Origin of the sequence: Curtobacterium sp. MCBD17_013 (assembly GCF_003234565.1) — a bacterium.
GTDB lineage: Bacteria > Actinomycetota > Actinomycetes > Actinomycetales > Microbacteriaceae > Curtobacterium.
Window position 1 is genome coordinate 1 of the sequence record NZ_QKTU01000003.1, and the last position, 26,120, is coordinate 26,120.

Below are 26,120 nucleotides of genomic sequence, written 5' to 3' on the forward strand. Positions count from 1 at the left end.
GTCGTCCCCTCGCCCCCGCCCGTCCCCTCGACGCAGGCCGGGAGGCCTGATGCACGTCGTCGTCGTCGGCTCCGGCATCGCGGGCCTCACCACCGCCGTCCGTGCCAGCGGACGACACGACGTCACCCTCGTGACGAAGGGCGCCCTCACCGACGCGGCGACCACGTACGCACAGGGCGGCATCGCGGTCGCGCTCGGCGCGGACGACTCGGTCGGCGCCCACGTCGCGGACACCGTCGCCGCCGGTGCGGGAGCCGGGGACCAGCACGCGATCGAGGTCCTCTGCGCCGACGGACCGGCTCGCGTCCGGGACCTCCTCGCGATCGGCATCGCGTTCGACCGGACCCGCGACCCGGCGAGCCAGGAGGTGCACGGCGACGACCTGACGCGCGGTGTCGAGGCCGCCCACGGCCGCCGTCGCATCCTGCACGCGGACGGCGACGCGACCGGCGCGGCGATCGAACGAGCGCTCGTCCGCGCGCTGCTCGACCGCCACGTCACGATCCTCGAGCGGACGTTCCTCGTCGACCTGGTCGTGCACGAGGGCGCCGTCCGCGGCGTGGACGTCCTCGACCTCCTCGGCGAACCGTTGCGCATCGCCGCGGACGCGGTCGTCCTCGCGACGGGTGGGGCCGGGCACCTCTACCGACACACCACGAACCCGCTCGTGGCGACGGGGGACGGCGTGGCGGCCGCGTGGCGTGCCGGTGCCGTCCTCGCGGACCTCGAGTTCGTGCAGTTCCACCCGACCCGCCTCGCGGTCCCCGGCGGCGGCCTGGTCTCCGAGGCAGTGCGCGGGGAGGGCGCGGTCCTCCGCGACCAGGCGGGGCGCCGCTTCATGACGGCCGTGCACCCCGACGCGGAGCTCGCGCCCCGTGACGTCGTCGCTCGCGGCATCGCGGCCGCGATGCGCGCGCAGGGCGGGGATCCCGTGATGCTCGACGCCACCGCGCTCGGTGCCACGCTCCCGATCCGGTTCCCGGGGCTGACCCGGGCCACGCGCGCGGCGGGGTTCGACTGGACGCGCGAACCCGTGCCCGTCGCGCCGGCGGCGCACTACGCGATGGGCGGGATCGCGACCGACGTCGAGGGCCGGGCGAGCCTCCCGGGCCTGTCCGCGGTCGGCGAGGCGGCCTGCACCGGCGTCCACGGCGCGAACCGCCTGGCGTCGAACTCCCTGCTCGAGGGGCTCGTCTTCGGCGTGCGCGCCGCCGACGCCCTCGACGTCCCGCGGCCGGCACGGCCGCGCCTGCGGGGTCCGCACGCACTCGCGGTCACGTCCGTGGCGGACCCGGACCGGGCCTCCCGGCCGGGAGGCCCGGCACCGGTCGACGAGGCCCGCGTGCGTCCGGCGCTCCAAGCCGTCATGGAGGACCGGGTCGGGTTGCTCCGCGACGCCGACGGACTGGGCGGCGCCGCGCGGGACCTCGCGGCGCTCGAGGTCGCCGCCCCGACGCCGAGCGTCGGCGCCCTCGAGGACCGCAACCTCCTGACCCTCGCCCGCCTCGTCACCCACGCGGCGGCGGCCCGCACCGAGTCCCGCGGCGCGCACGCCCGCACCGACCACCCCGGCACCGACCCCGCGCAGGCGCGGCCCCTCGCCTGGGTGTCGACGACGCAGGGGACCGTGTCCCGCACGGTCCCCACCACCGCACCACGACAGGGAGTTCCTGCATGACCGACATCACGACCGGTGCCACTGCCGCCGCGCCCACGACCCCCACCGCCGTCGGGGCGATCCCGCCGCATGCGCTGCGTCGCGTCATCGAGACCGCCCTCGAGGAGGACGCCCCCTGGGGCGACGTCACGAGCGAGGCGTTCGTGCCCGCCGACGCCACGGCCACCGCCACCCTGGCCGCGCGCGAGCCGGGCGTGCTCAGCGGCGGTGCCGTGTTCGCCGCCGTCATGGCCGCGGTCGACCCCGGCATCGTCGTCACACTCGAGCGTGCGGACGGCGCCACGTTCGCGGCCGGCGACACGCTCGCGATCGTCTCCGGTGCCGCGCGGTCGGTGCTCCGCGCGGAACGCGTCGCCCTCAACCTCGTGCAGCGGATGTCCGGCATCGCCACGGTCACCGCGCGCTACGTCGCGGCGGTGGCCGACACCCGTGCTCGCATCGTCGACACCCGCAAGACGACGCCCGGCCTCCGCGCGCTGGAGCGACACGCGGTCCGCTGCGGGGGCGGACACAACCACCGGACGTCGCTGTCCGACGCGGTGCTCGCCAAGGACAACCACCTGGCGGTGCTCGCAGCCCGGGGCGTCCCGATCGAGGAGGCCATCCGCGCAGCGCGGGAGCGGCTCGGGCACACCGTCCACCTCGAGGTCGAGGTCGACCGCATCGACCAGATCGAACCCGTGGTCGGCGCCGGCGTCGACACGATCATGCTCGACAACTTCACGCCGGACATGCTCCGAGCGGGCGTGGCGCTCGTCGGCGGTCGCGCCCTCGTCGAGGCGTCGGGTGGCGTGACGCTCGAGTCCGTCGCGACCATCGCGGCGACCGGCGTGGACATCGTGTCCGTCGGAGCGCTCACGCACTCGGCCCGGGCGCTCGACCTCGGGCTCGACGTCGTCGTCGAGCCCGACGTCGCCACGGCCCCGCGCGATCGCTAGGACGGCCGTGTACCTCGACCACGCCGCGACCGCGCCCGTCCGCCGCGAGGTCCTCGAGGCGATGTGGCCCTGGCTCACGGGCGACTTCGGCAACCCCTCGTCCACCCACGAGGTCGGTGCCCGGGCCGCGCAGGGCCTCGCCGCGGCGCGGGCGGTGGTCGCCGGCGCGCTCGGCTGCCGACCCGCCGAGGTCGTGTTCACGAGCGGCGGTACCGAGTCCGACAACACCGCGGTCAAGGGCATCGCGCTCGCCGCGCCGCGCGGTCGCCGGGTGCTCACCCTCCCGACCGAGCACGACGCCGTCCTCGCGAGCTGCGACCACCTGGTACGGCACCACGGCTTCACCGTCGACCTCCTGCCGGTGGGGTCGGACGGGAGGCTCGATCCGGCCGACCTGGCCGCCGCGCTCACGCCGGACACCACGCTGGTCAGCGTCGCGCACGCGAACAACGAGATCGGCACGGTGCAGGACATCCCGGCGCTCGCCGCGGTCGCGCACGCCGTCGGCGTCCCCCTGCACAGCGATGCCGTGCAGTCCGCCCCGTGGCTGCCCGTCGGGCTCGACGTGCTCGGCGCGGACGCGGTCAGCGTGTCCGGACACAAGCTCGGCACCCCGAAGGGGATCGGCGCGCTCGCGGTGCGTCGGGGCGTCCCGATCGAGCCGCTCCTGCACGGCGGTGGGCAGGAACGTGGCGTCCGCTCGGGCACCGAGGACGTCGCCGGTGCCGTCGGTCTGGCCCGGGCGTTCGAACTCGCGCTCGAGCGACGTGCGCACGCTGCCGCGGTCGCCGAGTCGGCGCGGGACGTCCTCGTCGCGGGTGTCCTGGACCGCGTACCGGACGCGGTGCTGACCGGGTCGCGCGAGCACCGCCTCCCGGGCCACGCGTCGTTCTGCCTGCCGGGCACGAACGGCGAGACGGTCCTGCTCGAGCTGGAGCAGCAGGGGATCCTGGCGTCGGCGGGCAGCGCGTGCGCGGCCGGCAGCACGGAGACGTCGCACGTGCTCGCGGCGCTCGGGCTGCCGGAGGAGGTCGCTCGCACCGCCGTGCGGTTCACGTTCGACGAGCACCTCGGGCCGGACGGCGCCGCCGCCGTGGTGGACGCCATCGCGGCAGCCGTCCACACGGTCCGCGCCCTCGCCGTCTGACCCGGAGGGGTGTACTAGACGGTCTACTCCATGTCGGGGGGCGTGTCCCCCCTTCCGCGGACAGCCCGGGGTCCGCACAATGGAGGACATGACGGACACGAGCGAGCAGCGACTGGCGAGTCCGGCGCTGCGCCCCGCGACCCGGACCTCCCGGTTCCACGCGGTGCAGCTCCTGCCGGCCCCCGCGACGATCCTCGCGCTCGGCTTCGGTGCGGCGCACGGGCTGACACTCGTGCCGCTCGCGGTCGTCGCGGTCGCCGGGATCCTGGCGACGGTCGGCAGCGCCGTCCTCCCGATGTCCGCCGAACCGGCCCGCCACCCCCTCGGAGGCGATCGCCGCACTTCCTGACACCTCGGACCCGCGCCGGTGACCACCCCCTGATCGGTCATCGACGCGTTCCGCCGGACGCACCCTGAGCGCCCGGCGGGGAGCACGGCCCACGTGGTCGCGCTCAGGCAGCCGGCTCCGCCACGGCGTCGTCGTACGAACCCCTGACCCTACGACGACATCCCCCTGAACCGTGGCGGGGCCGGCTCTGCCGTTCCCGGGCGTCGGACCGCGCGTACTCCGCCCGCGGAGCGGCGTCAGTCGAGGTCGGCCTCGGGCGTGTGCGCCGCCTCCGCGCGGACCGTCTCGCCCGGCCACGTGTACGGCAGGTCGTCCGGCACGTCCGGGAACCGCTCCCGGTAGAACTCCGGCGCCCTCTGCACGAGCTTCGAGCGGTGCGATCGGTGGACGGCCTCGTCCCCGAACCACGGCGGCATGGTCACGTCGCCGTGCTCGTACGCCTCGAGGTCCTCCTCGACCCGGCCGAGGTCGATCAGCGTCTTGCCGAGGCACGTGTCGGCGTAGCCCCGTTCGAGCCAGACCGTGCACGTCGCGTCCTGGTAGGCCATGAGCGCTGGTCGGAAACCCCGCCACATCGCGACCACCGGGTGGTGCTGCCAGCCGTACCCGGGCAACGTCAACGCCCGCATCACCTGCAGGGTCTCCACGCGCTGCTTCCCGAGGCGTTTGTCGTCGAGCGACTCCGCCGAGGCACGGAAGTCCGGATAGGGCAGGAAGGTCTGCATGCCGCGGTCGTGCCTCCCGGTCGTCGGTGCGGTCCGGGGCGCGCCGAACCGCGACCGACGCTACGCGCGAGCGGTCGGTGGGGACCGGGAGTGGGGCCGGACCGCCTGTCGCGATCGGGCTGGCGGCGGTCCGATCCGGCGCCGTGCCGGTCACCGTTCCTCGACACATGTCGTCACATCGCGGCTCGTCCATGGCCGGGCGTGTGAGCATCGGCGCATGACGAGCAGCAGCCCCCGGATCGTCGGCGTGAGCGGGAGTCCCTCGGACCCGTCCCGGACGTCGGCGCTCGTGCGCGCGACCGTGGACCGGTTCGCCGCCGAGTTCGAGGACGCCCGCACCACGGTCGTCGAGATCGGACCCGTGCTCGCCGACCTCGGCGCCGCGCCCACCCGCGACAGCATGGCAGCGGCGACACGAGCTGCGTTGGAGGCGGTCGAGACCGCCGACGTCCTCGTCGTCGGGAGCCCGGCCTTCCGAGCGGCGTACTCGGGCGCGTTCAAACTGTTCTTCGACTGGGTCGGGCAGTACGAGCTCGTCGACACCCCGGTGCTGCTCACGGCCACCGGCGGCAGCGATCGGCACGCGCTGCTCGTGGAGCACCAGATGCGGCCGCTGTTCGGGTTCTTCCAGTCGACGACGCTGCCGATCGGGGTGTTCGGGAACGAGCGGGACTTCGTCAAGCACGAGGGGTCGTACGAGCTGCGCAGCGTCGAGCTCGAGTTGCGCATCGACCAGGCCGTGCAGCGGGCGCTCCCGATCGTCCGCAGCGGGCGCCTCGGTGCGCTCGCCGGAGCGGACGTGCGGCGGCCCGCCGAGTTCTGACGCGCCGCGTTCCGCTGGGCGGCGTTCTGCTGCGCAGCCTTCCGACGCGTCGCGTCGACCCAGCCCATCGGGCCTGCTGGCGGCGGCGCGGTCGCTGCCGGCCGCGGCCACCGGGCCCGGTGTGTCGGTGATTCAGGACGGGAGGCGCGGTGCGGGCGGGTGCGGTCCCTTCCGGCGGCGGTTCCCTGCGTTGTCGACGTAGGCCGGTCCTGTGGCTGGTGCGGGCGGCAATTCAGGAAGGGAGGTGCGGTGCGGGCGGGCGCGGTCCCTCCCGGCGGCGGTTTCCTGCGTTGTCGACGTGGGCCGTTCCTGCGGCCGGTGCGTGTCGGTAGTTCAGGACGGGAGGTGCGGTGCGGGCGGGTGCGGTGCCGCCCGGCGGCGGTTTCCTGCGTTGTCGACGCGGGTCGGTCCTGCGGCCGGTGTGTCGGCAGTTCAGGAACGGGAGGTGCGGTGCGGGCCGGTGCGGTGCCTCCCGGCGGCGGTTTCCTGCGTTGTCGACGTGGGCCGGTCCTGCGGCTGGTGCGGTCGGTGATTCAGGACGGGAGGTGCGGTGCGGGCCGGTGCGGTCCCTCCCGGCGGCGGTTTCCTGCGTTGTCGACGCGGGTCGGTCCTGTGGCCGGTGCGGTCGGTGATTCAGGACGGGAGGTGCGGTGCGGGCGGGTGCGGTCCCTCCCGGCGGCGTTTTCCTGCGTTGTCGACGCGCCTGCGGGTGACCTCCCTCGAGGCAGGGGGTGACGTCGGTGGTGGAACGGGGGTCCCGAAGCGCCGCCAGGACGGTTGGCGAGCCTATGGTCCGGTCGTCGGGTCGGTCGCGGCCCGCAGGAGGGACCCCACGGTGGGACAGGGCAGCACGGACGACGACGGCACCGGACGGGAGGCGGTGGTTCCGCCGTCCTCGTTACCGCGGCGGGCGGTGGTCGCGGCGGCTGCGTGGACCGTCCCTGCGCTCGGCGTGGTGGTGGCGACCCCGGCGGCTGCCGCGAGTGCGGAAGCGACTGCGACCCTCGCCTTCACCGGCGCATCGGTGCGCCCCGCGGGCGGCGCGCTGTCCGACGCGATGTTGAGGGTGCTCTCCGGGAGCGGAACCCCGTCGCCAGGGGAGACCGTCGTCTTCAGCGTGTCCGGACCGGCGTTCTTCGGCACGCCGGGGACCACCACGGCGACGGCGGTGACGGACGCGGCGGGACAGGCCACCGCGACCGGCCTCGTCGCATCGCTCGATCCCGGGGTCATCGTGCTCACCGCGTCGGTCGCGGGACTGCCGCCCGCGGTGGCGCAGGTGACGACCACGCCGATCCTGGACCTCGCGGTGACCGAGGTGGGGAACGTAGCCGGGAGCGGCTGGCAGCCGTTCGTCGAGCGGCCGCTCGAGTACCTGGACGAGCACCAGCAGTGGCTCTGGCAGAGCGGGAGGACGTACTCCGTGACGACGGCCTTCAGCAACACGGGACCGGACGCCCCTGCCGGCGCGGTCGTCCGGGTGGTCGTGCCGGACGTGCTGCCCGCCGGTGGCGCCTTGGTCTCCGCGGCTCGCATCGTCGCCTTCAGCGCGACGGCCACCGCGCTGGGGATGAGCGCCGCGACCGTCACCCCACGTCCCGTGGCCCCGGAGGAGGGATTCGCGGAGGACTTCGTCGTGGCCGTCCCGATCCCCGCCGGGGCCGCGTTCGGCTTCACCGTCGCCCTCGACGTCCGGCCGGTCGGTGTCGAGCGGTTCGCGTACAACAGCGTCGTGGTGTCGATCGCGACCGGCGTCTCCGACGACGCCGACCGCGACACGGCCGACGACACGATGACGAGCGCCCCGTTCGCCATGGACCCCGCGACGTAGGTCGGCGGCCGACCGCGGACGGCCGACGGCCGGGAGGCGCGGTACGGCCGCGCACTGTCCCTCCTGGCTGCCGGTTCCTGCGGTGTCGACCGCCCGCGCGCGCGTCCCGCCGCGACTCGGGGGCGACAACTCAGGACGGGAGGCGCGGTACGGCCGCGCCCCGCCCCTCCTGGCTGCGGGTTCCTGCGGTGTCGACCGCCCGCGCGCGCGTCCCGCCGCGACTCGGGGGCGACAACTCAGGACGGGAGGCGCGGTACGGCCGCGCACTGTCCCTCCTGGCTGCGGGTTCCTGCGGTGTCGACGCGAGTCGGTCCTGCCGCCTGCCGCCTGCCGCGGCTCGGATGAGAACGCAGGACGGGAGGCGCGGTGCGGGCTCGCGCCGTCCCTCCCGGCGGCGGTTTCCTGCGTTGTCGACCGGCAGCGCGCGCGGTCCCGACCTGATCAGCCGAGCAGGGTCGCCAGGTGGAGCACGGCCAGCCGGTAGCCGTCGGCCCCGGCGCCCTCGATGACGGCGGTGGCCGCGGTCGCGACGTGGTCGACGTGGCGGAACGGCTCGCGCTTGAAGACGTTCGACAGGTGGACCTCGACGACGGGCACCGTCAGGGCCTCGACCGCGTCGTGCAGCGCGACCGACGTGTGGGCGTAGGCAGCGGGGTTGATGACGACGCCGGCGTGGTCGTCGAGCGCCTCGTGGAGCCACGTGACGAGCTCGCCCTCGTGGTTGCTCTGTCGGAAGGCGACCTCGAGTCCGAGCGGCTCCGCGGTCGTCCGCACCAGGTCCTCGAGCTCCTGCAGCGTGACCGTGCCGTACTGCGCGGGATCACGGCGTCCCAGGATGTCGAGGTTCGGACCGTTGAGGACCAGGATGCGGGGCGCGGGCATCCTCCGAGGATAACGACCGAGCCCATCCTGTGCGCCTCACCGGATGTGAACGGTCACACGCGACGAAACCGAGAGTCGGCGGAGAAGTTCCACCCGGTTCCCTGAGGTGTAACGTTCCGGGTCGGATCGGCTCCGAGCCGCTCCCGCCCCCACACGGAGGCACGCCGACACGATCGAGTGCGTCTCCCGAGCCCGTCCCCGGGCCCCGCCCCGCAAGCACTTCGACGAGGAGTTGACATGGTTCTCGCTGCAGGACAGAACGGGATCCAACTCGATCTGAGTTGGGTCGACTACGTGATGATCATCGTGTACTTCGCGGTGGTCATCGGCATCGGTTTCACGGCCCGTCGCCGGGTCCGGACGAGCATGGACTTCTTCCTGTCAGGCCGGTCGATGCCCGCCTGGATCACCGGTCTGGCGTTCGTCTCCGCGAACCTCGGTGCCACCGAGATCCTCGGCATGGCCGCGAACGGCGCGCAGATCGGCATGGCGACCCTGCACTACTACCTCATCGGCGCGGTGCCGGCGATGGTGTTCCTCGGCCTCGTGATGATGCCCTTCTACTACGGCTCGAAGGTGCGATCGGTGCCGGAGTTCATGCTCCGCCGGTTCGGCAAGGCCCCGCACCTCGTCAACGCCCTGGCGTTCGCGGTGTCGAACGTCCTCATCGCGGGCATCAACCTCTACGCGATGGCGATCGTCATCGAGGCGATGCTCGGCTGGCCCGAGTGGCTCGCGATCATCGTCAGCGCGGGCTTCGTGCTCGTGTACATCACCCTCGGCGGGCTCTCGAGCGCGATCTACAACGAGGTCATGCAGTTCTTCGTGATCATCGCCGGGCTCATCCCGCTGACGATCGTGGGCCTGCACCGTGTCGGTGGCTGGTCCGGGCTCACCAAAGCGGTCGAGCACACCGACGGCGCGCGGCACCTGTCCACCTGGGCGGGCACGGCGATCGGGCACACGACGAACCCGATCGGGGCGAACTGGCTCGCCATCGTGCTCGGCCTCGGCTTCGTGCTGAGCTTCGGGTACTGGACCACGAACTTCACCGAGGTGCAGCGCGCGTTCTCGGCGAAGAACATGTCGGCCGCCCGTCGGACCCCGCTCATCGCGGCGTTCCCGAAGCTGTTCATCCCGTTCATCGTCGTCATCCCGGGTCTGATCGCCGCGGCGACGCTCGGGAACCAGCTCGCCGGTGCGCACCACTCCGGACTGAGCTACAACGACGCGATCCCGAAGCTCATCCAGATGTACCTGCCGACGGGCGTGCTCGGCGTCGCGGTGACCGGGCTGCTCGCGAGCTTCATGGCCGGCATGGCGGCGAACGTGTCGAGCTTCAACACGGTCTTCACCTACGACATCTGGCAGCGCTACATCAAGCCGAACATGCCGGACGTGCACTACCTCAAGACCGGGCGCTGGGTGACGATCGTCGGTGTGCTCATCGGCATCGCGACGGCGTTCCTGGCCGCGCAGGCGCAGAACATCATGACGTACATGCAGACGCTGTTCTCGTTCTTCAACGCGCCGCTGTTCGCCGTGTTCATCCTCGGCCTGCTGTGGAAGCGCATGACGACCGCGGCGGCGCTGTGGTCGTACATCGCGGGCATCATCGCGCCGACCGTCACGTGGATCGCCTACCTCGTCAACCCGAAGCTCTTCGCGACGGGCACCGCCGAGACCCTCTACGGCGCGATCATCTCGTTCGTCACGGTGCTCGTGTTCGGGTTCCTCATCAGCATGTTCACGAAGCCGCGGGACGAGCGTGAACTCGGCGGGCTGGTGTACGGCATCGGCAAGATCGACCTGCACGGGGACTCGGTCGCGACGGACACCGCCTGGTACCGGTCGCCGGCACTGCTCGGGACGGCTGCGCTCGTCCTGTGCGTGCTCCTGTACCTGCCGTTCCTGTAGACCGTCCTGATTCGACAAGGAGATCACCATGAGTGAGACCAACAAGCCGGGCACCGCTCCCGGCGGCGAGGGCGCTCCCATGACGGACGCCGAGAAGCGCGAGTACGTCACGTCCACCCGTCGGTTCGACCTGCGCCGCATCCTCGGGGGCCTGTTCGTCCTGTACGGGATCATCGTCACGCTGACGGGCATCGCGCACCACGCGACCGACGGTCAGAAGACCGGCGGCATCCAGATCAACCTGTGGACGGGCATCTCGATGCTCGTCCTCGGGCTGCTCTTCTTCCTGTGGGACCGGCTGGCGCCGGTGCCCGAGGAGGACATCGTCGGCAACCTCGAGCGCGAGGACGTCGAGAAGGCCGCGGGCGAGGGCCACGAGCTGGCCTGACGCGCGCACACGCCCGACGGGAGGGTCGTACCGGCACCGGTACGGCCCTCCCGGCCGTCGTGTCCCGGCCGGGAGGCGCGGCGCGGAACCGCCACGCGCCGCACCCGACCCGCTCCTCGCGTCCTCCGCTGCCGAGGGCCAGCCCCCGGCCGGCGCCGGGCACCTGTCGGTGGGGGCCGGGAGGATCGGCACATGACCGACCCGACGCCCGCCGACCCCGACCCCGTGCCCGTGCCCGCCGATGCGGTGCCCGCCGATCCGGTGCCCGCCGATCCGGTGCCTGCCGATCCGCCTGCTGATCCGGTGCCCGCCGATGCGCTGAGCGCCGTTCCCGACCTCGTCCGAGGCCAGGACGGCCTGGCACGCCCCCGGTGGGCGGCGACCGATCCGCTGCTGCGCGAGTACTACGACACCGAGTGGGGGATGCCCGTCCGGGACGAGCGCGGCCTCTACGAACGGTTGAGCCTCGAGGCGTTCCAGTCCGGCCTGAGCTGGCGCACGGTCCTGGCGAAGCGACCGGCATTCCGACGTGCATTCGCCGATTTCGACCCGGACGTCGTGGCGTCCTTCGGCGAGGCCGACGTCGCCCGCTGCATGGCCGACGTGGGCATCGTCCGGAACCGCGCGAAGGTGCTCGCGACGATCACGAACGCGAACGCGACGATCGCCCTCCGCGACGAGGGCGGCCTGGCCGAGTTCGTGTGGTCCTTCCGGCCCGAGACGACACCCGCGCCCCGGAGCGTCGCCGAGGTCCCGACCACGAGCCCGGAGTCGGTCGCGCTCGCGAAGGCCCTGCGGAAGCGGGGCTTCGCGTTCGTCGGTCCCACGACGATGTTCGCGCTCATGGAGGCCGTCGGGATCGTCGACACCCACCTCGTGGGCAGCCACCGTCGCGGCAGCTCCGGTGTCTGGCCGGCCTGACCGTTCAGCGCCCTCGTCTCGGACGTCCGCGTGTCGGGCGGGCGGTCCGACCGCGGCCGCCGGCCGTGCCGGGGCGGCCGTTGGACTCGTTGCCGGAGCCGCGCCGCGCCTCCCGGCCGTCGGCACCGGGGCGACCGCGGGCCTCCCGGCCGTCGCTGCTGACGCGACCGCGGGTCTGCCGGCCGTCCGTGCCGTCCGCGTCACGCACGTCCGCGGCGTCCCGCCCGCGGGAGCTGTTCGCGGTGCGCCCTCGGACGATGCCGATGAACTCGTCCGTCACCGGGGAGGCGTCCGCGTCGCGCCAGACGAGCGCGACGCGCGTGCCCTCGACGTCGACGAGCGGACGGGCGACGAGGTCGCGGCGGCTCGCCGCACGGAACAGGGACTGGGGCAGCACAGCGAGTCCGACGCCGGCGGCGACGAGATCGAGCGTGCCGTCGAGGTCGTCGGGAACCGGACCGCCGCCGAGCAGGGTCATCCCGACGAGGTCGCGCTCGGTGACGCTGTCGACCTCGGCGAACTCGGAGTCCTTCGGAGCGGCGACGACCGGCGTCTCCGTCCACAGCGGGATCGCGCGCAGACCCTCGGTCACGGGGAGCCGGGCGAAGCACATGTCGGCGTCGCCGTCGAGCGCCCGGTCGACCTCGTCGGCGCCGACCGCGCGGAGCACGAGTTCGACGTCCGGCATCCGCTCCCGCCACACCCGTGCCCACCGTGCGGGGGAGACGCCCGGGACGAACGCGACGGTGAGGGTTCCGGGCATGCGTCGAGCATAGGACCGGGGCGGGTCCCGTACCCTGGTGGGCATGGCGCAGGAACAGACGATGAAGCCGGAGACGGCCGCGAAGAAGCTCGGCATCCTGGTGTCCGCGGCGCCCGAGTCGTTCCGCTCGGCGCCGGTGTCGCGCTCCACGTTCGAGGCGCTGCAGGCCGAGCCGCCGGAGTGGCTCGCGGAGCTCCGGCGCGAGGGTCCGCACCCCCGGCCGGTCGTCGCCGCGAAGCTCGGCGTGTCGGTCTCGGGACTCGCGCGCGCCGGTGTCGACGACGCGCTGACGACGGCCGAGATCAAGGCGCTCCTGCAGGAGATGCCCGAGTGGCTCGTCCGCGAGCGTGCGACGCAGGCCGCGGTGCGTGCCGAGAACACCCGCGTCAAGGAGCAGCGAGCCGCACGGGCCGCGACGCGCTGACCCCGCACCCCCGACTGCCGAGCCGCTGAGGCCTCCCGGTGCACGACCCGATCGCGACCGCCATGCTCGTGGTGCCGCAGTTCGCGTCGGTCTGCTGCGTCGTCGGCGACCGGTACCGGCCCCGGCCAGCGGTGGTCGTACCGGCGTTGGTGATGCTCGTGGCCATGCTGCTCCCGGCGTTCGGCGTGGGGACCGGCTGGTCCCTCGTGGCCGGGGCGGCGTTGTTGCTCGTGGCGCCCCTCCCGGTCATCGGGTCGCGCGCTCGGGCGGCCGGCGCACCAGGACGGGCCGAGGACGGCCGGGAGGCCCGGCGCGCGGACCCGATGGACGTGCACCGGGCGCTCTCCGCGGTCGTCATGGCGGGGATGCTGCTGCTCGGTGCGATGAGTGGAGCGATGGGCGGTGCGATGAGCGGTGCCGGATCGAGCGGCGCGAGCGGCGTCACGACGAGCGGGGCCGGGCACGGCTCGACCGCGTCGGCGGTGCTGGGTGCCGCGTCGGCCGATCCGATGGCGCACACGCTCGTCCTCACGGCGGTGCTCGGTGCGGGGGTCGTGGGGTACTGCGCGTTCAGCGGGTGGCTGCTGCGGTACGAGTGGGGCCGGGAGGACCGCCGTGCGGTGCGGAGCGGCGAGGTCTTCGCGATGACGGTCGCGGTCGTCGGCATGACGCTCATGATGTGACGGGTGGTGCCGGCTGCCCCGTCGTGCGACGATCAAGGACACCATCGACGGATGGTTCGACCAGGAGGCCCGCCCGTGCTCGATCGTTCGACTCCGGCCACCCGCGCCGACAGCTGGTCCGTCCGCCTCGACGAGGTCGACGAGCGCATCCTGTGGGTCCTGGCATCCGACGCTCGGATCCCCAACAACCGGTTGGCGGCCGAGGTCGGCGTCGCTCCGTCCACCTGCCTGACCCGGGTCCGGGCCCTGGAGCAGGCGGGCATCATCCGCGGGTACCGCGCCGACGTCGACATCGCACGCCTCGGGTTCGCGATCGAGGCGATGGTCTCCGTGCGGGTCCACGCCGCGGCACGTCGAGAACTCCGGGAGTTCGCCAAACGACTGCTCGCGATCCCGGTCGTGCTCGACGTGTCGTTCCTCGCCGGCGACAAGGACTTCCTCGTGCACATCGCGTGCACCTCGACCGAGCAGCTGCGGGACTTCGTGGCCGACGAGCTGAGCGGCGACCCGTCCGTCGCGACCACGCAGACGAACATCGTGTTCGAGCGGCTCGTCGCCGAGCGACCCCGGCAGGCGCGCTCGTTCGGGGAACTCCGGCGCTGGCAGGCGTAGCGACGCGTCAGCGCGTCAGCGTCATCGGGACGTGCGGGATGCCGTCCTCGATGAACTCGTCACCGGTCTGCACGAAGCCGAACCGGGCGTACCAGTCGCGCAGGTGGGACTGGGCGTCGATGGCGATGCTGCCGCTGCGGCACGAGTCGATCGCGGCGCGGATGAGCTCCGACGCGAGCCCCGTGCCCCGCGCCCCGCGGGCGGTGGCGACCCGGCCGATGCGCTCGGTGCCGTCCGGCTGGTGGAGCACCCGGAGCGTGGCGTCGACGGATCCGTTGCCGCTCCACCACTGCACGGTCCCCGGCTCGAGGTCCCGGCCGTCGATGTCCGGGTAGGCGCACTCCTGCTCGACGACGAACACGTCCTGCCGTAGCCGCAGGATCTCGTGGAGCGTGACGACGTCGAGGTTGCGGGTCGGGGCGCTGAAGATCGAGGCCACGGTGTCCTTCCTGCCGCCCGTCGTGGGGCGATGCGAACCGGCCGCTCCGGGTGGCGGCCGTCGTCCACTCTACGGGCGGGGCCGGTGCGGTAATGTTCCGTCCACGTACAGCGCTCCGGGGTCGGTGCAATTCCGAACCGGTGGTGACAGTCCACGAGCTGCGGGCGGACCGATGTCCGACCGTGGTCGACCCGGTGGAACTCCGGGACCGACGGTGAGAGTCCGGACGGGAGGAAGCGCTGGGCGGTCCACCGTCGTGGGCCGTCCGTGGCGTCCTCCCGTGGAACCCTCCGGAGTCCCGACAGACAGGACACCAGTGTTCACGGGCATCATCGAGGAACTCGGCCACGTCGACCGCGTGGAGGACCGCGGGGACTCCATCGCGCTCACCGTCACCGGGCCCGTCGCGGTCGAGGGCGTCCGGCACGGCGACTCGATCGCGGTGAGCGGCGTCTGCCTGACCGTCGTGGAACACGACGCGTCGTCGTTCACGGCGTTCGTCATGCGGCAGACGCTCGACATGAGCGTGCACGGCGGCCTGCGGGCCGGTGACCGCGTGAACCTGGAGCGGGCGGCGCGCGTCGGCGACCGACTCGGCGGTCACATCGTGCAGGGGCACGTCGACGGGACGGCCACCGTGCTCGCCACCGAGGACGGCGACGGCTGGCGACGGGTCCGCTTCGCCCTGACCCCGGGACTGGCGCCCCTCGTCGTCGACAAGGGGTCCGTCGCCCTCGACGGCGTCAGCCTGACCGTCAGCGCCGTTTCGGACGAGGCCGTCGCCCCGGACGCAGCGTGGTTCGAGGTCTCGCTCATCCCGGAGACCCTCGCCGCCACGACGCTCGGCGCCCTGCGCACCGGCGACCGTGTGAACGTCGAGACGGACGTGCTCGCCCGGCACGTCCGCCGCATGCTCCGCCTGGAGGCACGATGACCGCCACCGGCGCCGACGCACCGCCGGCGGGGCTCGCGTCGGTCGAGGAGGCCCTCCGGTCGCTCATCGCCGGCCGCCCGGTCATCGTGGCGGACGACGAGCAGCGTGAGAACGAGGGCGACGTCGTCCTCGCCGCGGAACTCGCGACACCGGAGTGGATCGCGTGGACGGTGCGGCACTCGTCCGGGTTCATCTGCGCGCCAGTGAGCGCCGCGATCGCCGACGCCCTCGACCTGCCGCCGATGGTCGAGCGGAGCGAGGACGTCCGCGGCACCGCCTACACGGTGACGGTCGACGCCGCCGCGGGGATCACGACCGGCATCTCGGCGTCCGACCGTGCACGGACCCTCCGCGTGCTCGCCGATCCGCGATCGCAGCGCGGGGACCTCCACCGACCGGGTCACGTCGTCCCGCTCCGGGCACGTCCCGGCGGCGTCCGCGAGCGCCCGGGGCACACCGAGGCGGCGATCGACCTCGTGACGGCGGCCGGCCTCCGCGCTGCCGCAGCGATCTGCGAGATCGTCGGCGACGACGGCGCGATGATGCGCCTGCCGGCGCTGCTGGAACTCGGGGCGCGCGAAGGCGTCCCGGTCATCACGATCGCCGAGCTCAGCGCGTGGCTGACGGCGCGGGACGGGGCCGGACGGTCCCGGAGAGGACAGGACGGATGAGCGGAGCAGGAGCGGCCGAGCGTGACGAGGTCGACGGAACGGGTGTCCACGTGGCGATCGTCGCCGGGCGCTGGCACGAGACGATCGCCGGGGGGCTCCTCCAGGGCGCCCTGCGTGAGGCCGAGCGGCTCGGGGCGAGCACCGAGGTGATCCACGTCCCCGGCAGTTTCGAGCTGCCGGTCGTGGCGAAGGCCGCGCTCGTGGCCGGGGCGGACGCGGCGGTCGCCCTCGGCGTCGTGATCCGCGGCGGCACACCGCACTTCGAGTACGTGTCGGACGCCGCGACGAGCGGCCTGGTCCGGGTCGCGCTCGACACGGGCAAGCCCGTCGGCTTCGGGGTGCTCACCCTCGACGACGAGCAGCAGGGGCTGGACCGTGCCGGGCTGCCCGGCTCGAAGGAGGACAAGGGTGCCGAGGCGCTGCACGCGGCGGTCTCGACGGCCGTGGCGCTGCGCGGTCTCCACCGTCGCGCCTGACCGACCCACGACCGGCCGCTGTCGCCGGGACGGCGAACGGCCCTGCACGCGCTCGACACTGCCGCCGGGACGGCGAACGGCCCCGCACGCGATCGACACTGCCGCCGGGACGGCGAACGGCCCCGCATCCGATGGGATGCGGGGCCGTCCCGTTCCGTCGAGGAACGCTAGCGCTTGGAGAAGGCGTGGATCGGCAGTCCGAACGACAGGCACATCAGGAGGATGCCGCCGAAGAAGATGAAGCCCTGCCCGCTGGAGACCTGGAACGCGACACCGAACAGGTAGATCGCGACGACCAACAGTGCGATCGAGAACAGGGCGAGGAAGACGCGGCCCACGAGGTACCTCCGGTGACGAGCGGTTGAACGACGCCCAGTCTAGTCCCCGGTGACGGCCGCGGTCGTTCAGGCGCCGGGGCGGGTGGCGACGAGTCGGTCGACGACGCCGAGGATGTCCTCCATCACGACGCCCTCGGCACGGGAGCGCCCGCCCGCGACCGCGCCGAGCGCCGCGGCGTGGTACAGGCCGTCGCCCATGAGCTTGATCGCCTGGGCCGTGGGGACGTCGCCCAGGTGGTCGACGAGCGCCGCGAGCCACGCACCCTCGACCTCGTCGAGGGTGCGACCGGCCTCCTCGTAGCCGGCCTGCTGCAGCCGTGACGCGGCGAGGAGTGCGAGGTCGAGCTCGCTGCCGACGAACTCGCAGTTGCGGACGAAGTACCGCGCCGGGCCGTCCGTCGCCGCCCGCATCCGCTCGACGTCGGCGACCCCGAGGTCCGAGAGCCGCTCGCACAGGCCCGCGACGAGCGCCGCCTTGGACCCGAAGTGGTAGAGCAGTCCGCCCTTCGACACCCCAGCGCGGGCCGCGACGGCATCGAGCGTGGCGACGCGCTCGCCGTCGTCGCACACGATGCCGACGAAGCTGTCGAGGATGCGGTCCCGCGCGCTGGTCATCTCCTCAGTCTAGGGAGCGCGGTGCGGGAGCCAGCGTTTGCACCGTGTACCGTCCAGCCGGTACAGTAGATCGGTCAACCTCGCCGCGACGCGTGCCGTCGCCTGCGCAGCACCACCGCCGTCCCGGAAGCACCACCGATGTCCCTGCTCCTCGCCCCCGTCCGCCGTCCGTCCGCGTCGACACGCACCCGACGGTTCGCCGCCCTCGCGGTCCTCATGCTCCCCGTGCTCCTCATCGCGGTCGACAACACCGTGCTGAGCTTCGCGCTCCCGGCGATCTCCGCCGACCTCCACCCCGCCGCCACCACGCTGCTCTGGGTGGTCGACGCGTACCCCCTCGTCCTGGCTGGGCTCCTCGTCGTCATGGGCAGCCTCGGCGATCGGTGGGGGCGCCGCCGCCTGCTCTTCGTCGGCGCGACGGGCTTCGCCGCGTTCTCGGTCGCCGCCGCGTTCGCGACCGATGCCTGGATGCTCGTCGCCGCCCGGGTCGCGATGGGCGTCTTCGGCGCGATGCTCATGCCGTCGACGCTGTCGCTCATCCGCAACGTGTTCGAGGACCGTGCAGAGCGACGCCTCGCGCTGGCGGTGTGGTCCTGCACGTTCTCCGTAGGCGGCGCGCTCGGCCCCCTGGTCGGTGGCGTCCTCCTCGCGCACTTCGCCTGGGGGAGCGTGTTCCTCCTCGCCGTGCCGATCCTCGTCCTGCTGCTCCTCACCGCGCCGTTCCTCGTGCCCGAGTCCCGTGATCCCGCTCCGGGTCCCGTGGACTTCGTGAGCATGGCGTTGTCGCTCGCGGCGCTCGCCCCGACGGCGTGGGCGATCAAGTCGCTGGCCGATCCGGACACCCGGGGTGCCGCGCTCGCCGCACTCGCGGTCGGGGTCGTCTGCGGCGTCGCCTTCGTCCGGCGCCAGCTCACCGCGCGTGTGCCGATGCTGGACGTCCGGCTGTTCCGCAGCGTGCCGTTCACGGGCAGCATCGTCACGAACATGACGGCGATGTTCTCGCTCACGGGGTTCCTGTACTTCATCTCGCAGCACCTGCAGCTCGTCGCCGGGCTCGACCCGTTCACCGCCGGACTCGTCCTGCTGCCGGGCACGGTGTTGTCGGTCGTCGCCGGGCTCGTGGTCGTCCCGGTCGTCGCCCGGATCGCTCCGCGATGGGTGGTCGCGGTGTCGCTGCTGTCCTCGGCCGCCGCGTACGCCCTGGTCGCCGCGCTCGGACACGGTGCGGACATCCGGGCGCTCGCCGTGGCGTACGTGCTCCTGGGCGTCGGGATCGGCGCGTCCGAGACCGTGACGAACGACCTCATCGTGTCGACGGTGCCCGCCGCGAAGTCGGGTGCGGCGTCCGCGCTGTCGGAGACGGCTTACGAGATCGGCGCCGTGCTCGGCACGGCCGTGCTCGGGACCGTGCTGGCCGCCGCGTACCGCGCGCACGTCGTCGTGCCGGCGGGGCTGTCATCGACCGAGCACGTCGCCGCCGGCCAGACGCTCGGCGGGGCGGTCGCCGCCGCCCGGTCCCTCGGCGGCCACGCGGGCGCCGAACTGCTCGCATCGGCGCGCGCCGCGTTCGACTCGGGCGTCACGACGACCGCCGGCGTCGCCGCGGTGCTCATGGTCGCAGCTGCGGTCGGCGCGTGGTTCACGCTCCGGCGCGTCCGCTGACCCTCGGGCCCGCCGCGCCGGTCGGGCCCGCCGCGCCGGTGGACTCTCGGCCGCCCGTGCCACGCCCGACCGCACGCGATTGCTGTGGATCTTGACCTCAACGGCGCTCGAAGTCCTACGTTGGGACGTGGCCCTGACGGGTCGCGCCCGAAGAGGAAGAGAACGAGCCCGACTGATGCCCCAGGTCGACACCCCCCAGTCCGTGCCCGGCACCCCCGGTGACCTGACCGGCGCCTACAAGGCGGCGTTCCGCGGACACCCTGCGGGGGTCGCGGTCATCACGGCGGACACACCCGACGGTCCGACCGGGCTCACGGCGTCGTCGGTGGCGTCGGTGGCGGTCGACCCGCCCGTCCTCGTGTTCTCGCTGTCGACGAACTCCGGGTCGGCCGGTGCGGTGCTCGGTGCGCCGCTGTTCGTGGTCCACCTGATGCACGCGGGCGGCGTGGAGCTCGCCCGGCGCTTCGCCTCCACGGGGAGTCCGTCCGTCGACGAGCCGGGCATCTGGGAGCGCCTGCCCTCCGGCGACTGGTACCTGCCCGCGGCGGCATCGGTCCTGCGGTGCCGTCCGCTCTCGACGACGCCGATCGGCAGCTCGACGGTGGTCGTCGCCGAGGTGCTCGACATCGTGCTCGGCCTCGAGCAGGGTGAGCCGCTCGTCTACCACAACCGGGAGTTCCACTCCCTCACCGATCGTTCCCGGCTGGTCCATCCGGCCGCGGGACCCGCACGTCCAACCCAACACGAAAGGACATCCGATGGCTGAGTACACCCTTCCGGAACTGCCGTACGACTACGCCGCGCTCGAGCCGCACATCAGCGGCAAGATCATGCAGCTCCACCACGACAAGCACCACGCGACCTACGTGGCGGGGGCGAACACCGCCCTGCAGCAGCTCGGTGAGGCCCGTGAGTCGGGCAACCTCGCGAACGTCAACAAGCTCGAGAAGGACCTCGCGTTCAACCTCGGTGGCCACGTGAACCACTCGATCTTCTGGACGAACCTCGGCCCGGACACGAAGGTGCCCGAGGGTGAGCTCGCCGCGGCGATCGACGAGTTCTTCGGCTCGTTCGACCAGTTCAAGGCCCAGTTCTCCGCGGTCGCCACGGGCATCCAGGGCTCGGGCTGGTCGGTGCTCGCCTGGGACATCGTGGGGCAGCAGCTCACGACGTTCCAGCTGTTCGACCAGCAGGGCAACATCCCGTTCGGGCTCGTCCCGATCTTCATGCTCGACATGTGGGAGCACGCGTTCTACCTCGACTACCTCAACGTCAAGGCGGACTACGTCAAGGCCGTGTGGAACATCGTCGACTGGGAGAACGTCGCCGCGCGCTTCGCCAACGCCAAGGCGCAGTCGTTCGTCACGCTCTGACCTGACCGTCGCGGTCCGGCACGACGCCGCGATCGCGATCAGGTTCGACACGGAGGCCGCCCCGTTCGGGGCGGCCTTCGTCGTGCTCGGCGTCCGGCCCCGTGGTGTCGATCGGCCCCACCGCCGCATCGGCACGTCCGGCGGCGAGGGCCAACGTGCGTGCGATCCGGTGCAGCGCCTGGTCCGCCGCCTGCTGGTCGCCGTCGAGCACACCGCCCCACTGCACGCCCCGCGCGTACAGGACGGCCTCGCGCCCCCGTCGCTCGGGATCAGTGACGTCGTGATGCCGGCACCACGCGACGACGGACGCGACCTGGCGGTCGTGCCGCGGGCGGTGCCGACATCCGCCGCGGAGCGGCTCGGTCGCGCCGAGCTCGAACGTCAACCGCGCGGCCAAGTACCGATCGGGATCGCCGAGGTTGCCGAACTGCTCCCGGAACCAGCTGCGGAGGTCCGTCGGCGTCGCGGCGGAGTCGAGCTCCACGTGGTCGCACGTCCGCTCGAGGTGCTCCACCACGGCGTCCACCAGGGCGTCCCGGGATCCGAAGTGGTACACGAGCGGGTACGCGCTGGTGCCGAGGGCCCGACCCACGCCGCGCAGCGTGACGGCCTCGATCGGTGTGGCCCGCAGATGCGCGGCGACGCGTTCGACGATCGCGGGCTTGATGCTGGGATCGGGTCTGCGTGGCACGGCGGTCCTGTCCTCCGGTGTCGTCGAGGTCGACTGGCATGTGGAATGCTACCGGAGGTGGTCGTGCGCCCGTGCACGTTCCACAGGCGTCCGCGGCCGGTCAGACCGGAGGTGCGTCCTCCACCCGGACCGTGAGCGTCTGCACGAGTCCGGCCGCGATCGGAGCGAGACGGATCTCGACCCGCAGGAGACCGGTGCTCCCCGGGTGCCACCACACCAGGTGCGTGGGTGACCGCGTCTCCTCGCGCACGGGGCGGGCCGCGAGGTCCGCGCCGGACGCGGACAGGGCCTCCCGGACGGCTGCACGGCGGCGTTCGTAGGGCACGTCCATCGCGACGTTCGGTGTGCACACCGCGTCGGCGAGGTCGTCGGGGAACCCGTCGGCCAGGAGGCGCGTCACGGCCGCCTGCGCGCGTCGCGTCACGTCGAGCACCGGGTCCGCAGGGGGTGCGGGTCGTGCGGACAGCAGGAGGTCGTGCGCCTCCGTCGCGGCCATCGGCACCCGAGCCCCGGTCGCGTTCTCGAACGCGACCACGCCGACGCCGTCGGCCGTGCTCCATCGCATGTGTGCGGAGAAGCCCGGGTAGCCGCCCGAGTGCGACACGATCGTCCCGACGACCGGGTCCTGTTCGACGAACAGCCCGAAGCCGTACCCGGCAGGGCGATCCCGCAGACCCGGGAGGCCCGTCCCGCCCGGGATCGTCCGTGACGCCTGCTGCATGGCACGACGGTCGGCTGCCGACAGTGGCGCCGACCCGGACCACGCCGCCGCCCCGGTCGTCCCGACGCCGATGCCGTCGAACGCGGCGGCCAGGAACCGCGCCCACGCCGCGAGGTCCGTGACCGTCGAGAACAGACCGCCGATGCTCGAGAACGCACCCGGGCCGGAGAACGGCAGCCGTTCCCAGCCGTCCGGGCCAGATCGGTACCCGGACGCGAGCGCGGCCCCGTCGGGCGCGGTGAACGCCGTCCGGGTGAGCCCGAGCGGGTCGAGCAGCTCCTCGGTCGCGAAGCGCTGGTACGGCCGACCGCTCACCCGCGCCACGACACGGCCGAGCAGTGCGTAACCGAGGTTCGAGTAGGCGAAGCCCGTTCCCGGCACCCGGTCGAAGAGCAGGCCGCCGCGGAGCACGCCGTCGAACGCGTCGTCGGACAGGGACTCCTGCCGGTCGGCCCAGGGGTCGTCGGTCGGGAACCCGGCGGACATCGTCAGCAGCATCCGCAGCGTCGGGACGGGGGCGTCCGGGCGGGGCAGTGCGACCGACGCGAACGCGGGCACGAACGCGGTCACCGGGTCGTCGAGGTCGAGCAGGCCCCGTTCGGCGAGGAGCAGCAGGGCCGCGGCGGTGACGCTCTTCGTGCACGAGGCGATCCGGTACGCCGTGTCATGGTCGGGCGCTCGTCCGTCACCGCGGTCCCCGTGGCCGCCACTGGCGACGAGGCCCTGGCGGTCGAACACGCCCCACGCGCTACTCGGCGCGACACCGCGCTCCACACGCTGCCGGAACAGGTCGTCGATGCGGCTCAGGACGTCCGCGGGGAGTCGGTCCGCGGGTCGTGGAGCCCTGGCGGAGGCGGCGCCGCCGGGAGCGGCGTCCGACGAGGATGCGCTGGTCACACGGCCCGCATCTGCTGGTAGGCGTCGAGGGCTCGGGCGCGGCTCGACTTGAGGTCGACCATCGGTTCCGGCCGGACCTCGTCCGCCGGGATCCACTGCCGGATGTAGCTCCGGTGGGGATCGAACTTGTCCGCCTGGAGCTGCGGGTTGAAGACGCGGAAGAAGGGGGCGGCGTCGAACCCGGAACCGGCCACCCACTGCCAGTTGCCGGCGTTGTTCGCGGAGTCGGCGTCGACGAGGGTGTCCCAGAACCACTGCTCGCCGACGCGCCAGTCGACGAGCAGGTTCTTGACGAGGAAACTCCCGACGACCAGGCGGACGCGGTTGTGCATCGCGCCGGTGTGCCAGAGCTCCCGCATGCCGGCGTCCACGAGGTCGATGCCGGTGCGGCCGTACCGCCAGCGGTCGAGCTCGTCCGACGACGCGGAGCGCCACGGGAAGGCGTCGAACTCGGGGCGGACGTTCACGGTCGCCATGTCCGGCTCGTGGTACAGCTCGTGCCAGTTGAACTCGCGCCAGGCCAGCTGTCGGAGGAACGACGGCGCCTGCCGACGCTGCGCGGGCGTGAGCTCGCCGTGCAGACGGTGCCAGAGCTGGTACGGGCTGATCTCGCCCCAGCGGATGTGCGGGCTCAGTCCGCTCGCGGCGTCGGCCGACGGCTGGTCACGCTGGTCGTAGTCCTCGAGACCGTGCTCGAGGAAGTGGCGGAACCGGGCCGCGGCTCCGGCCTCGCCGGGGGTCCAGGTCGCGCGCAGGCCGCCGGCCCAGTCCGGTCGGGTCGGCAGCAGACCCCAGTCGTCGAGGGCGTCGCTCGCCACAGACGGCCCGGCCGGCACCGTCACGGGCCGCGGGAGCGGTTCGCGGGGTGTCGGCATCGCCTGCGCCGCGCGCCAGAACGGCGAGAACACCCGGTAGGGCTGGCCCTGGCCGGTGGCGAGCGTCCACGGCTCCCAGAGCAGCGCCGCCGCCGCGCTGTGCACGACGTGACCGCGGTCGGTGAGCGACTGCTTGATCCCCGTGTCGATCGCGCGTTCTGCGGCGCCGTACCGACGGTTCCAGAGGATCGTGTCCGCCCTGGTGTCGCGCACGAGCTCGTCGATCACGGTGGCCGCGGCACCCCGGCGCAGGACGAGGCGGTTCCCGCGGGCCCGGAGGTCGGCGTCGAGCGCGGCGAGCGACCCGTGCAGCCACCAGCGCGCGGCGCCACCGAACGGACGGAGGCCCTCCGACTGGTCGTCGAGGACGTACGCCACGGTGACCGGGCCGCCGGCCGTGACGGCGGCGTGCAGGGCGGGGTTGTCGTGGAGGCGCAGGTCGTCCCGCAGCCAGACGAGCGCGCCGCTCACACGCTCGGCAGGGTGTCGGAGGCCAGATCGGAGGCCGACGGGTCCGGGTTCGCGCGGAGCGCCGGGTGCGCCGGGTGCGCCGTGGTGCCGTCGGTGGCGGCAGCGGCGGCCGTGCGCAGCTTCGTGCACAGGTGTTCGAGCTCGCCCAGCTCGTCGTCGTCGAGTCCGGCGCCGACCTGCTCGGCGATGGTGGCGGCGTGTTGCTTCGCCACGGTGCGGTAGAGGTCGAAGCCGTGTGTCGTCAACGCGACGATCACACCGCGCGCGTCCGTCGGATCGGGGAGTTTCTCGACGACGCCGCGGGCCGCCAGCCGTTCGACGAGGCGGCTGATGCTCGGCTGGGTCAGCAGGAGCTGGCCGGTCAGGTCCCGCATCCGGAGGCGCCGTCCGGGCTGCTTGGACAGGTTGTAGCAGACGTCGTACTCGTTGAACGAGATGTCGGACGACGGGAACGCGGTGTTGAGGTTGCGCATCACGGTGACCTGCGCGCGGAACAGGGCCTCCCACGCGGCGACGGCCTTCGATGTGTCACTCACTGCGGCTCCTTCCGACCTCCGCCAACTGTATCGACGGGGTCGGACGCCCGACCGGCTCGGACACGACGAAGGGCGGCCACCAGAGGCGTGGTGGCCGCCCTCCTCCCTTGCACCCAAGAGTGTCCTGCAATCACATTCCGCAACCGCTGCCACAGCAAACAGCGACTGCTCCGTCAGAATATAACGAGGTGGTAACGAGCGGTAGGTACCGGATCGTTGTTTCACTGCGAGTTCACCCAGAGCGCCCGATGCCGATGCCGGGAGCCCCCGCGGCCGTCAGAAGAGGTCGGGGGACGGCGTGGAGGCGTACCGGACGGCGACGTCCGCGTGCCGGTCGAACCGGTAGCCGACACCCCGGACCGTCCGCACGATCTCCTCGAAGGCACCGAGCTTCGAGCGGAGGCGTCGGACGTGCACATCGATGGTCCGCTCGTTCGGCGTCTCGTCCTCGCCGTCCGCCCAGAGTCCCTCGATGATCGCCTGGCGGTCGACCGTCCGGCCCTCGCGGAGCACCAGGAACTGGAGGAGCTCGAATTCCTTGTAGGTCAGCGGTGCGGTCTCGCCGTCGAGCACGACCCGCTTGCGCGAGATGTCGATCACGACGCCGGTCTCCTCGGGCTCCGCGGGCGAGGTCTGCTTCCGCGCCGCGACCGCGGATCGGTCCTGCAGCGCGAGGCGCACGACCTCGACGTCGCGGCCCCCGGAGCCCTCGGCCGCCACGGCGACCGCCGCGTAGGTCTCGGCGGCGGGGGCGAGTTGGGCCGTCAGGGCCTTGAGCTGCTCGACGATGGCCGCGAGCGAGGTGCCGGCCGCAGCGGCCTTCGCCTCGTCGATCCCGACGTAGAGGGCGAATCCGCGTGCCTCCGTGCCCTCGGGCAGGGCGCGGCTCCGGGCGGGAGCGACGACGGGACTCGTCGGGACGTCCTCGGCAGCGGGCGCAGGCCGTGCGGCACGGGCGGGCAGGGCGGTGCCGGCAGCGGGGGTACGCACGGGCGCAGCAGTGCGGGCGTGCTGGGCCGCGGGGAGAGTCGGCCCGGCATGGGTCGGCGAGGCAGCGCCGGCGAGCGCGGTGTCGGCGGGGGCGGTGGTGTGTCGCGGGCGATCGATGGTGAGTGACATGGGAGTCCTCCTGGCTGTGGCGCTCGGAGCGCCGGTGCGTCGAATGCGTCCTCGGTCGCGGCGTCCGCGGTGCCCGGACCCCGGCGAGGGGGTTCGAGGGCGGGACGAACCGAGGGGAGCGGGTACCTCCGCGTCGACGATCACGATGGTCGTCGGCGCCGGATCCCGGGGACCGCACACAGGACGGGGTCGCCGTCGGGGTGGGTCCGGCTGGAACGGGT

General features: G+C 73.1%; 29 protein-coding genes and 1 riboswitch. Of the genes, 18 read left to right on the forward strand and 11 right to left on the reverse strand.

Annotation, left to right across the window (positions count from 1 at the left end; translation table 11 throughout):
- Nucleotides 1–49 precede the first annotated feature (49 nt).
- The 4 genes from nadB (at nt 50) to DEI81_RS04715 (ending at nt 4,112) form a co-directional block, all read left to right on the forward strand.
- Entirely contained in the window at nt 50–1,678 is a 1,629-nt protein-coding gene (gene nadB / locus DEI81_RS04700; RefSeq protein ID WP_111009383.1) for an L-aspartate oxidase, read from the forward strand.
- Nucleotides 1,675–2,616 (forward strand): carboxylating nicotinate-nucleotide diphosphorylase, encoded by a 942-nt coding sequence (gene nadC / locus DEI81_RS04705; RefSeq protein WP_111009384.1) that lies wholly within the window; start codon nt 1,675–1,677, stop codon nt 2,614–2,616. Before nadB ends, nadC begins: the two co-directional genes overlap by 4 nt.
- A gap of 7 nt (nt 2,617–2,623) precedes the next feature.
- A complete protein-coding gene (locus DEI81_RS04710) occupies nt 2,624–3,763 on the forward strand; it encodes a cysteine desulfurase family protein (RefSeq protein ID WP_111009385.1) in 1,140 nt (379 codons plus the stop codon).
- An 88-nt stretch (nt 3,764–3,851) separates the two neighbouring features.
- Nucleotides 3,852–4,112 carry a hypothetical protein gene (locus DEI81_RS04715; protein WP_146244014.1) on the forward strand — a complete coding sequence of 87 codons (261 nt, stop codon included), beginning with the start codon at nt 3,852–3,854 and terminating at the stop codon, nt 4,110–4,112.
- 236 nt (nt 4,113–4,348) lie between these two features.
- Here DEI81_RS04715 and DEI81_RS04720 read toward each other — a convergent pair whose 3' ends face one another.
- Nucleotides 4,349–4,837 carry an MSMEG_6728 family protein gene (locus DEI81_RS04720; protein ID WP_111009387.1) on the reverse strand — a complete coding sequence of 163 codons (489 nt, stop codon included), beginning with the start codon at nt 4,835–4,837 and terminating at the stop codon, nt 4,349–4,351.
- 217 nt (nt 4,838–5,054) lie between these two features.
- Between DEI81_RS04720 and DEI81_RS04725 the strand changes: the two genes are divergently transcribed.
- Nucleotides 5,055–5,660, forward strand: coding sequence for an NAD(P)H-dependent oxidoreductase (locus DEI81_RS04725; RefSeq protein ID WP_111009602.1), 606 nt, complete (start codon nt 5,055–5,057; stop codon nt 5,658–5,660).
- 835 nt (nt 5,661–6,495) lie between these two features.
- Nucleotides 6,496–7,491 (forward strand): hypothetical protein, encoded by a 996-nt coding sequence (locus tag DEI81_RS04735; protein WP_146244015.1) that lies wholly within the window; start codon nt 6,496–6,498, stop codon nt 7,489–7,491.
- 441 nt (nt 7,492–7,932) lie between these two features.
- On the opposite strand, the gene aroQ is transcribed toward DEI81_RS04735, so the two are convergent.
- The gene (gene aroQ, locus DEI81_RS04740) at nt 7,933–8,373 is read right to left on the reverse strand and encodes a type II 3-dehydroquinate dehydratase (RefSeq protein ID WP_111009390.1); all 441 of its coding nucleotides are present in this window, start codon (nt 8,371–8,373) and stop codon (nt 7,933–7,935) included.
- 237 nt (nt 8,374–8,610) lie between these two features.
- On the opposite strand from aroQ, the gene DEI81_RS04745 reads away from it, so the two are divergent.
- The 3 genes from DEI81_RS04745 to DEI81_RS04755 all read left to right on the forward strand — a co-directional run bounded on the left by DEI81_RS04745 (nt 8,611) and on the right by DEI81_RS04755 (nt 11,599).
- Nucleotides 8,611–10,290 carry a sodium:solute symporter family protein gene (locus tag DEI81_RS04745; protein WP_111009391.1) on the forward strand — a complete coding sequence of 560 codons (1,680 nt, stop codon included), beginning with the start codon at nt 8,611–8,613 and terminating at the stop codon, nt 10,288–10,290.
- A 28-nt stretch (nt 10,291–10,318) separates the two neighbouring features.
- Nucleotides 10,319–10,678: a hypothetical protein gene (locus DEI81_RS04750; RefSeq protein WP_220035630.1), complete on the forward strand. Its 360-nt coding sequence runs from the start codon at nt 10,319–10,321 to the stop codon at nt 10,676–10,678.
- A gap of 192 nt (nt 10,679–10,870) precedes the next feature.
- Nucleotides 10,871–11,599, forward strand: coding sequence for a DNA-3-methyladenine glycosylase I (locus tag DEI81_RS04755; RefSeq protein ID WP_146244016.1), 729 nt, complete (start codon nt 10,871–10,873; stop codon nt 11,597–11,599).
- A gap of 4 nt (nt 11,600–11,603) precedes the next feature.
- On the opposite strand, the gene DEI81_RS04760 is transcribed toward DEI81_RS04755, so the two are convergent.
- Entirely contained in the window at nt 11,604–12,362 is a 759-nt protein-coding gene (locus DEI81_RS04760) for a LysR family transcriptional regulator substrate-binding protein (protein WP_181435324.1), read from the reverse strand.
- Between the two features lie 43 nt (nt 12,363–12,405).
- Here DEI81_RS04760 and DEI81_RS04765 point away from each other — a divergent pair, with 43 nt between their 5' ends.
- The 3 genes from DEI81_RS04765 to DEI81_RS04775 all read left to right on the forward strand — a co-directional run bounded on the left by DEI81_RS04765 (nt 12,406) and on the right by DEI81_RS04775 (nt 14,081).
- On the forward strand, nt 12,406–12,786 hold the full coding sequence (locus DEI81_RS04765) for a DUF5997 family protein (RefSeq protein WP_111009393.1): 381 nt from the start codon (nt 12,406–12,408) through the stop codon (nt 12,784–12,786).
- A gap of 38 nt (nt 12,787–12,824) precedes the next feature.
- Complete coding sequence (locus DEI81_RS04770; protein ID WP_111009394.1) at nt 12,825–13,469, forward strand: hypothetical protein; 645 nt, start codon at nt 12,825–12,827, stop codon at nt 13,467–13,469.
- 75 nt (nt 13,470–13,544) lie between these two features.
- Nucleotides 13,545–14,081 carry an Lrp/AsnC family transcriptional regulator gene (locus DEI81_RS04775; RefSeq protein ID WP_111009395.1) on the forward strand — a complete coding sequence of 179 codons (537 nt, stop codon included), beginning with the start codon at nt 13,545–13,547 and terminating at the stop codon, nt 14,079–14,081.
- A 7-nt stretch (nt 14,082–14,088) separates the two neighbouring features.
- Here the strand turns inward: DEI81_RS04775 and DEI81_RS04780 are convergent, their stop codons facing one another.
- Nucleotides 14,089–14,520 (reverse strand): GNAT family N-acetyltransferase, encoded by a 432-nt coding sequence (locus tag DEI81_RS04780; protein WP_111009396.1) that lies wholly within the window; start codon nt 14,518–14,520, stop codon nt 14,089–14,091.
- Between the two features lie 106 nt (nt 14,521–14,626).
- Nucleotides 14,627–14,764, forward strand: a riboswitch (FMN riboswitch).
- A gap of 72 nt (nt 14,765–14,836) precedes the next feature.
- Here DEI81_RS04780 and DEI81_RS04785 point away from each other — a divergent pair.
- Genes DEI81_RS04785 through ribH form a run of 3 tightly spaced genes read left to right on the forward strand, consistent with a single transcriptional unit; the run spans nt 14,837 to nt 16,601 of the window.
- Nucleotides 14,837–15,454, forward strand: a complete 618-nt coding sequence (locus DEI81_RS04785) for a riboflavin synthase (protein WP_111009397.1) — start codon at nt 14,837–14,839, stop codon at nt 15,452–15,454.
- Nucleotides 15,451–16,125 (forward strand): 3,4-dihydroxy-2-butanone-4-phosphate synthase, encoded by a 675-nt coding sequence (ribB, locus tag DEI81_RS04790; RefSeq protein WP_111009398.1) that lies wholly within the window; start codon nt 15,451–15,453, stop codon nt 16,123–16,125. The genes DEI81_RS04785 and ribB overlap by 4 nt, the downstream gene beginning before the upstream one ends.
- On the forward strand, nt 16,122–16,601 hold the full coding sequence (gene ribH / locus DEI81_RS04795; RefSeq protein ID WP_111009399.1) for a 6,7-dimethyl-8-ribityllumazine synthase: 480 nt from the start codon (nt 16,122–16,124) through the stop codon (nt 16,599–16,601). Before ribB ends, ribH begins: the two co-directional genes overlap by 4 nt.
- A 167-nt stretch (nt 16,602–16,768) precedes the next feature.
- Here the strand turns inward: ribH and DEI81_RS16145 are convergent, their stop codons facing one another.
- Both DEI81_RS16145 and DEI81_RS16645 read right to left on the reverse strand, forming a co-directional pair.
- Nucleotides 16,769–16,939: a hypothetical protein gene (locus DEI81_RS16145; protein ID WP_181434856.1), complete on the reverse strand. Its 171-nt coding sequence runs from the start codon at nt 16,937–16,939 to the stop codon at nt 16,769–16,771.
- A gap of 66 nt (nt 16,940–17,005) precedes the next feature.
- Nucleotides 17,006–17,554 (reverse strand): TetR/AcrR family transcriptional regulator, encoded by a 549-nt coding sequence (locus DEI81_RS16645; protein ID WP_111009400.1) that lies wholly within the window; start codon nt 17,552–17,554, stop codon nt 17,006–17,008.
- Between the two features lie 138 nt (nt 17,555–17,692).
- Here DEI81_RS16645 and DEI81_RS04805 point away from each other — a divergent pair, with 138 nt between their 5' ends.
- From DEI81_RS04805 to DEI81_RS04815, 3 genes are all read left to right on the forward strand, one after another.
- A complete protein-coding gene (locus tag DEI81_RS04805) occupies nt 17,693–19,216 on the forward strand; it encodes an MFS transporter (protein ID WP_111009401.1) in 1,524 nt (507 codons plus the stop codon).
- 175 nt (nt 19,217–19,391) lie between these two features.
- On the forward strand, nt 19,392–19,982 hold the full coding sequence (locus DEI81_RS04810) for a flavin reductase family protein (protein ID WP_111009402.1): 591 nt from the start codon (nt 19,392–19,394) through the stop codon (nt 19,980–19,982).
- Nucleotides 19,975–20,589 (forward strand): superoxide dismutase, encoded by a 615-nt coding sequence (locus DEI81_RS04815; protein WP_111009403.1) that lies wholly within the window; start codon nt 19,975–19,977, stop codon nt 20,587–20,589. Before DEI81_RS04810 ends, DEI81_RS04815 begins: the two co-directional genes overlap by 8 nt.
- Here the strand turns inward: DEI81_RS04815 and DEI81_RS04820 are convergent.
- The 5 genes from DEI81_RS04820 to DEI81_RS04840 form a co-directional block, all read right to left on the reverse strand.
- On the reverse strand, nt 20,579–21,280 hold the full coding sequence (locus DEI81_RS04820) for a TetR/AcrR family transcriptional regulator (protein WP_111009404.1): 702 nt from the start codon (nt 21,278–21,280) through the stop codon (nt 20,579–20,581). The genes DEI81_RS04815 and DEI81_RS04820 overlap by 11 nt on opposite strands.
- 100 nt (nt 21,281–21,380) lie before the next feature.
- Nucleotides 21,381–22,898, reverse strand: coding sequence for a serine hydrolase (locus tag DEI81_RS04825; protein WP_181435325.1), 1,518 nt, complete (start codon nt 22,896–22,898; stop codon nt 21,381–21,383).
- Nucleotides 22,895–24,244, reverse strand: coding sequence for a deoxyribodipyrimidine photo-lyase (locus tag DEI81_RS04830; protein ID WP_111009406.1), 1,350 nt, complete (start codon nt 24,242–24,244; stop codon nt 22,895–22,897). The genes DEI81_RS04825 and DEI81_RS04830 overlap by 4 nt, the downstream gene beginning before the upstream one ends.
- Nucleotides 24,241–24,780, reverse strand: a complete 540-nt coding sequence (locus tag DEI81_RS04835; protein WP_309146665.1) for a MarR family winged helix-turn-helix transcriptional regulator — start codon at nt 24,778–24,780, stop codon at nt 24,241–24,243. Before DEI81_RS04835 ends, DEI81_RS04830 begins: the two co-directional genes overlap by 4 nt.
- Before the next feature lie 276 nt (nt 24,781–25,056).
- Nucleotides 25,057–25,899 carry a winged helix-turn-helix domain-containing protein gene (locus tag DEI81_RS04840; RefSeq protein ID WP_111009407.1) on the reverse strand — a complete coding sequence of 281 codons (843 nt, stop codon included), beginning with the start codon at nt 25,897–25,899 and terminating at the stop codon, nt 25,057–25,059.
- Nucleotides 25,900–26,120 lie beyond the last annotated feature (221 nt).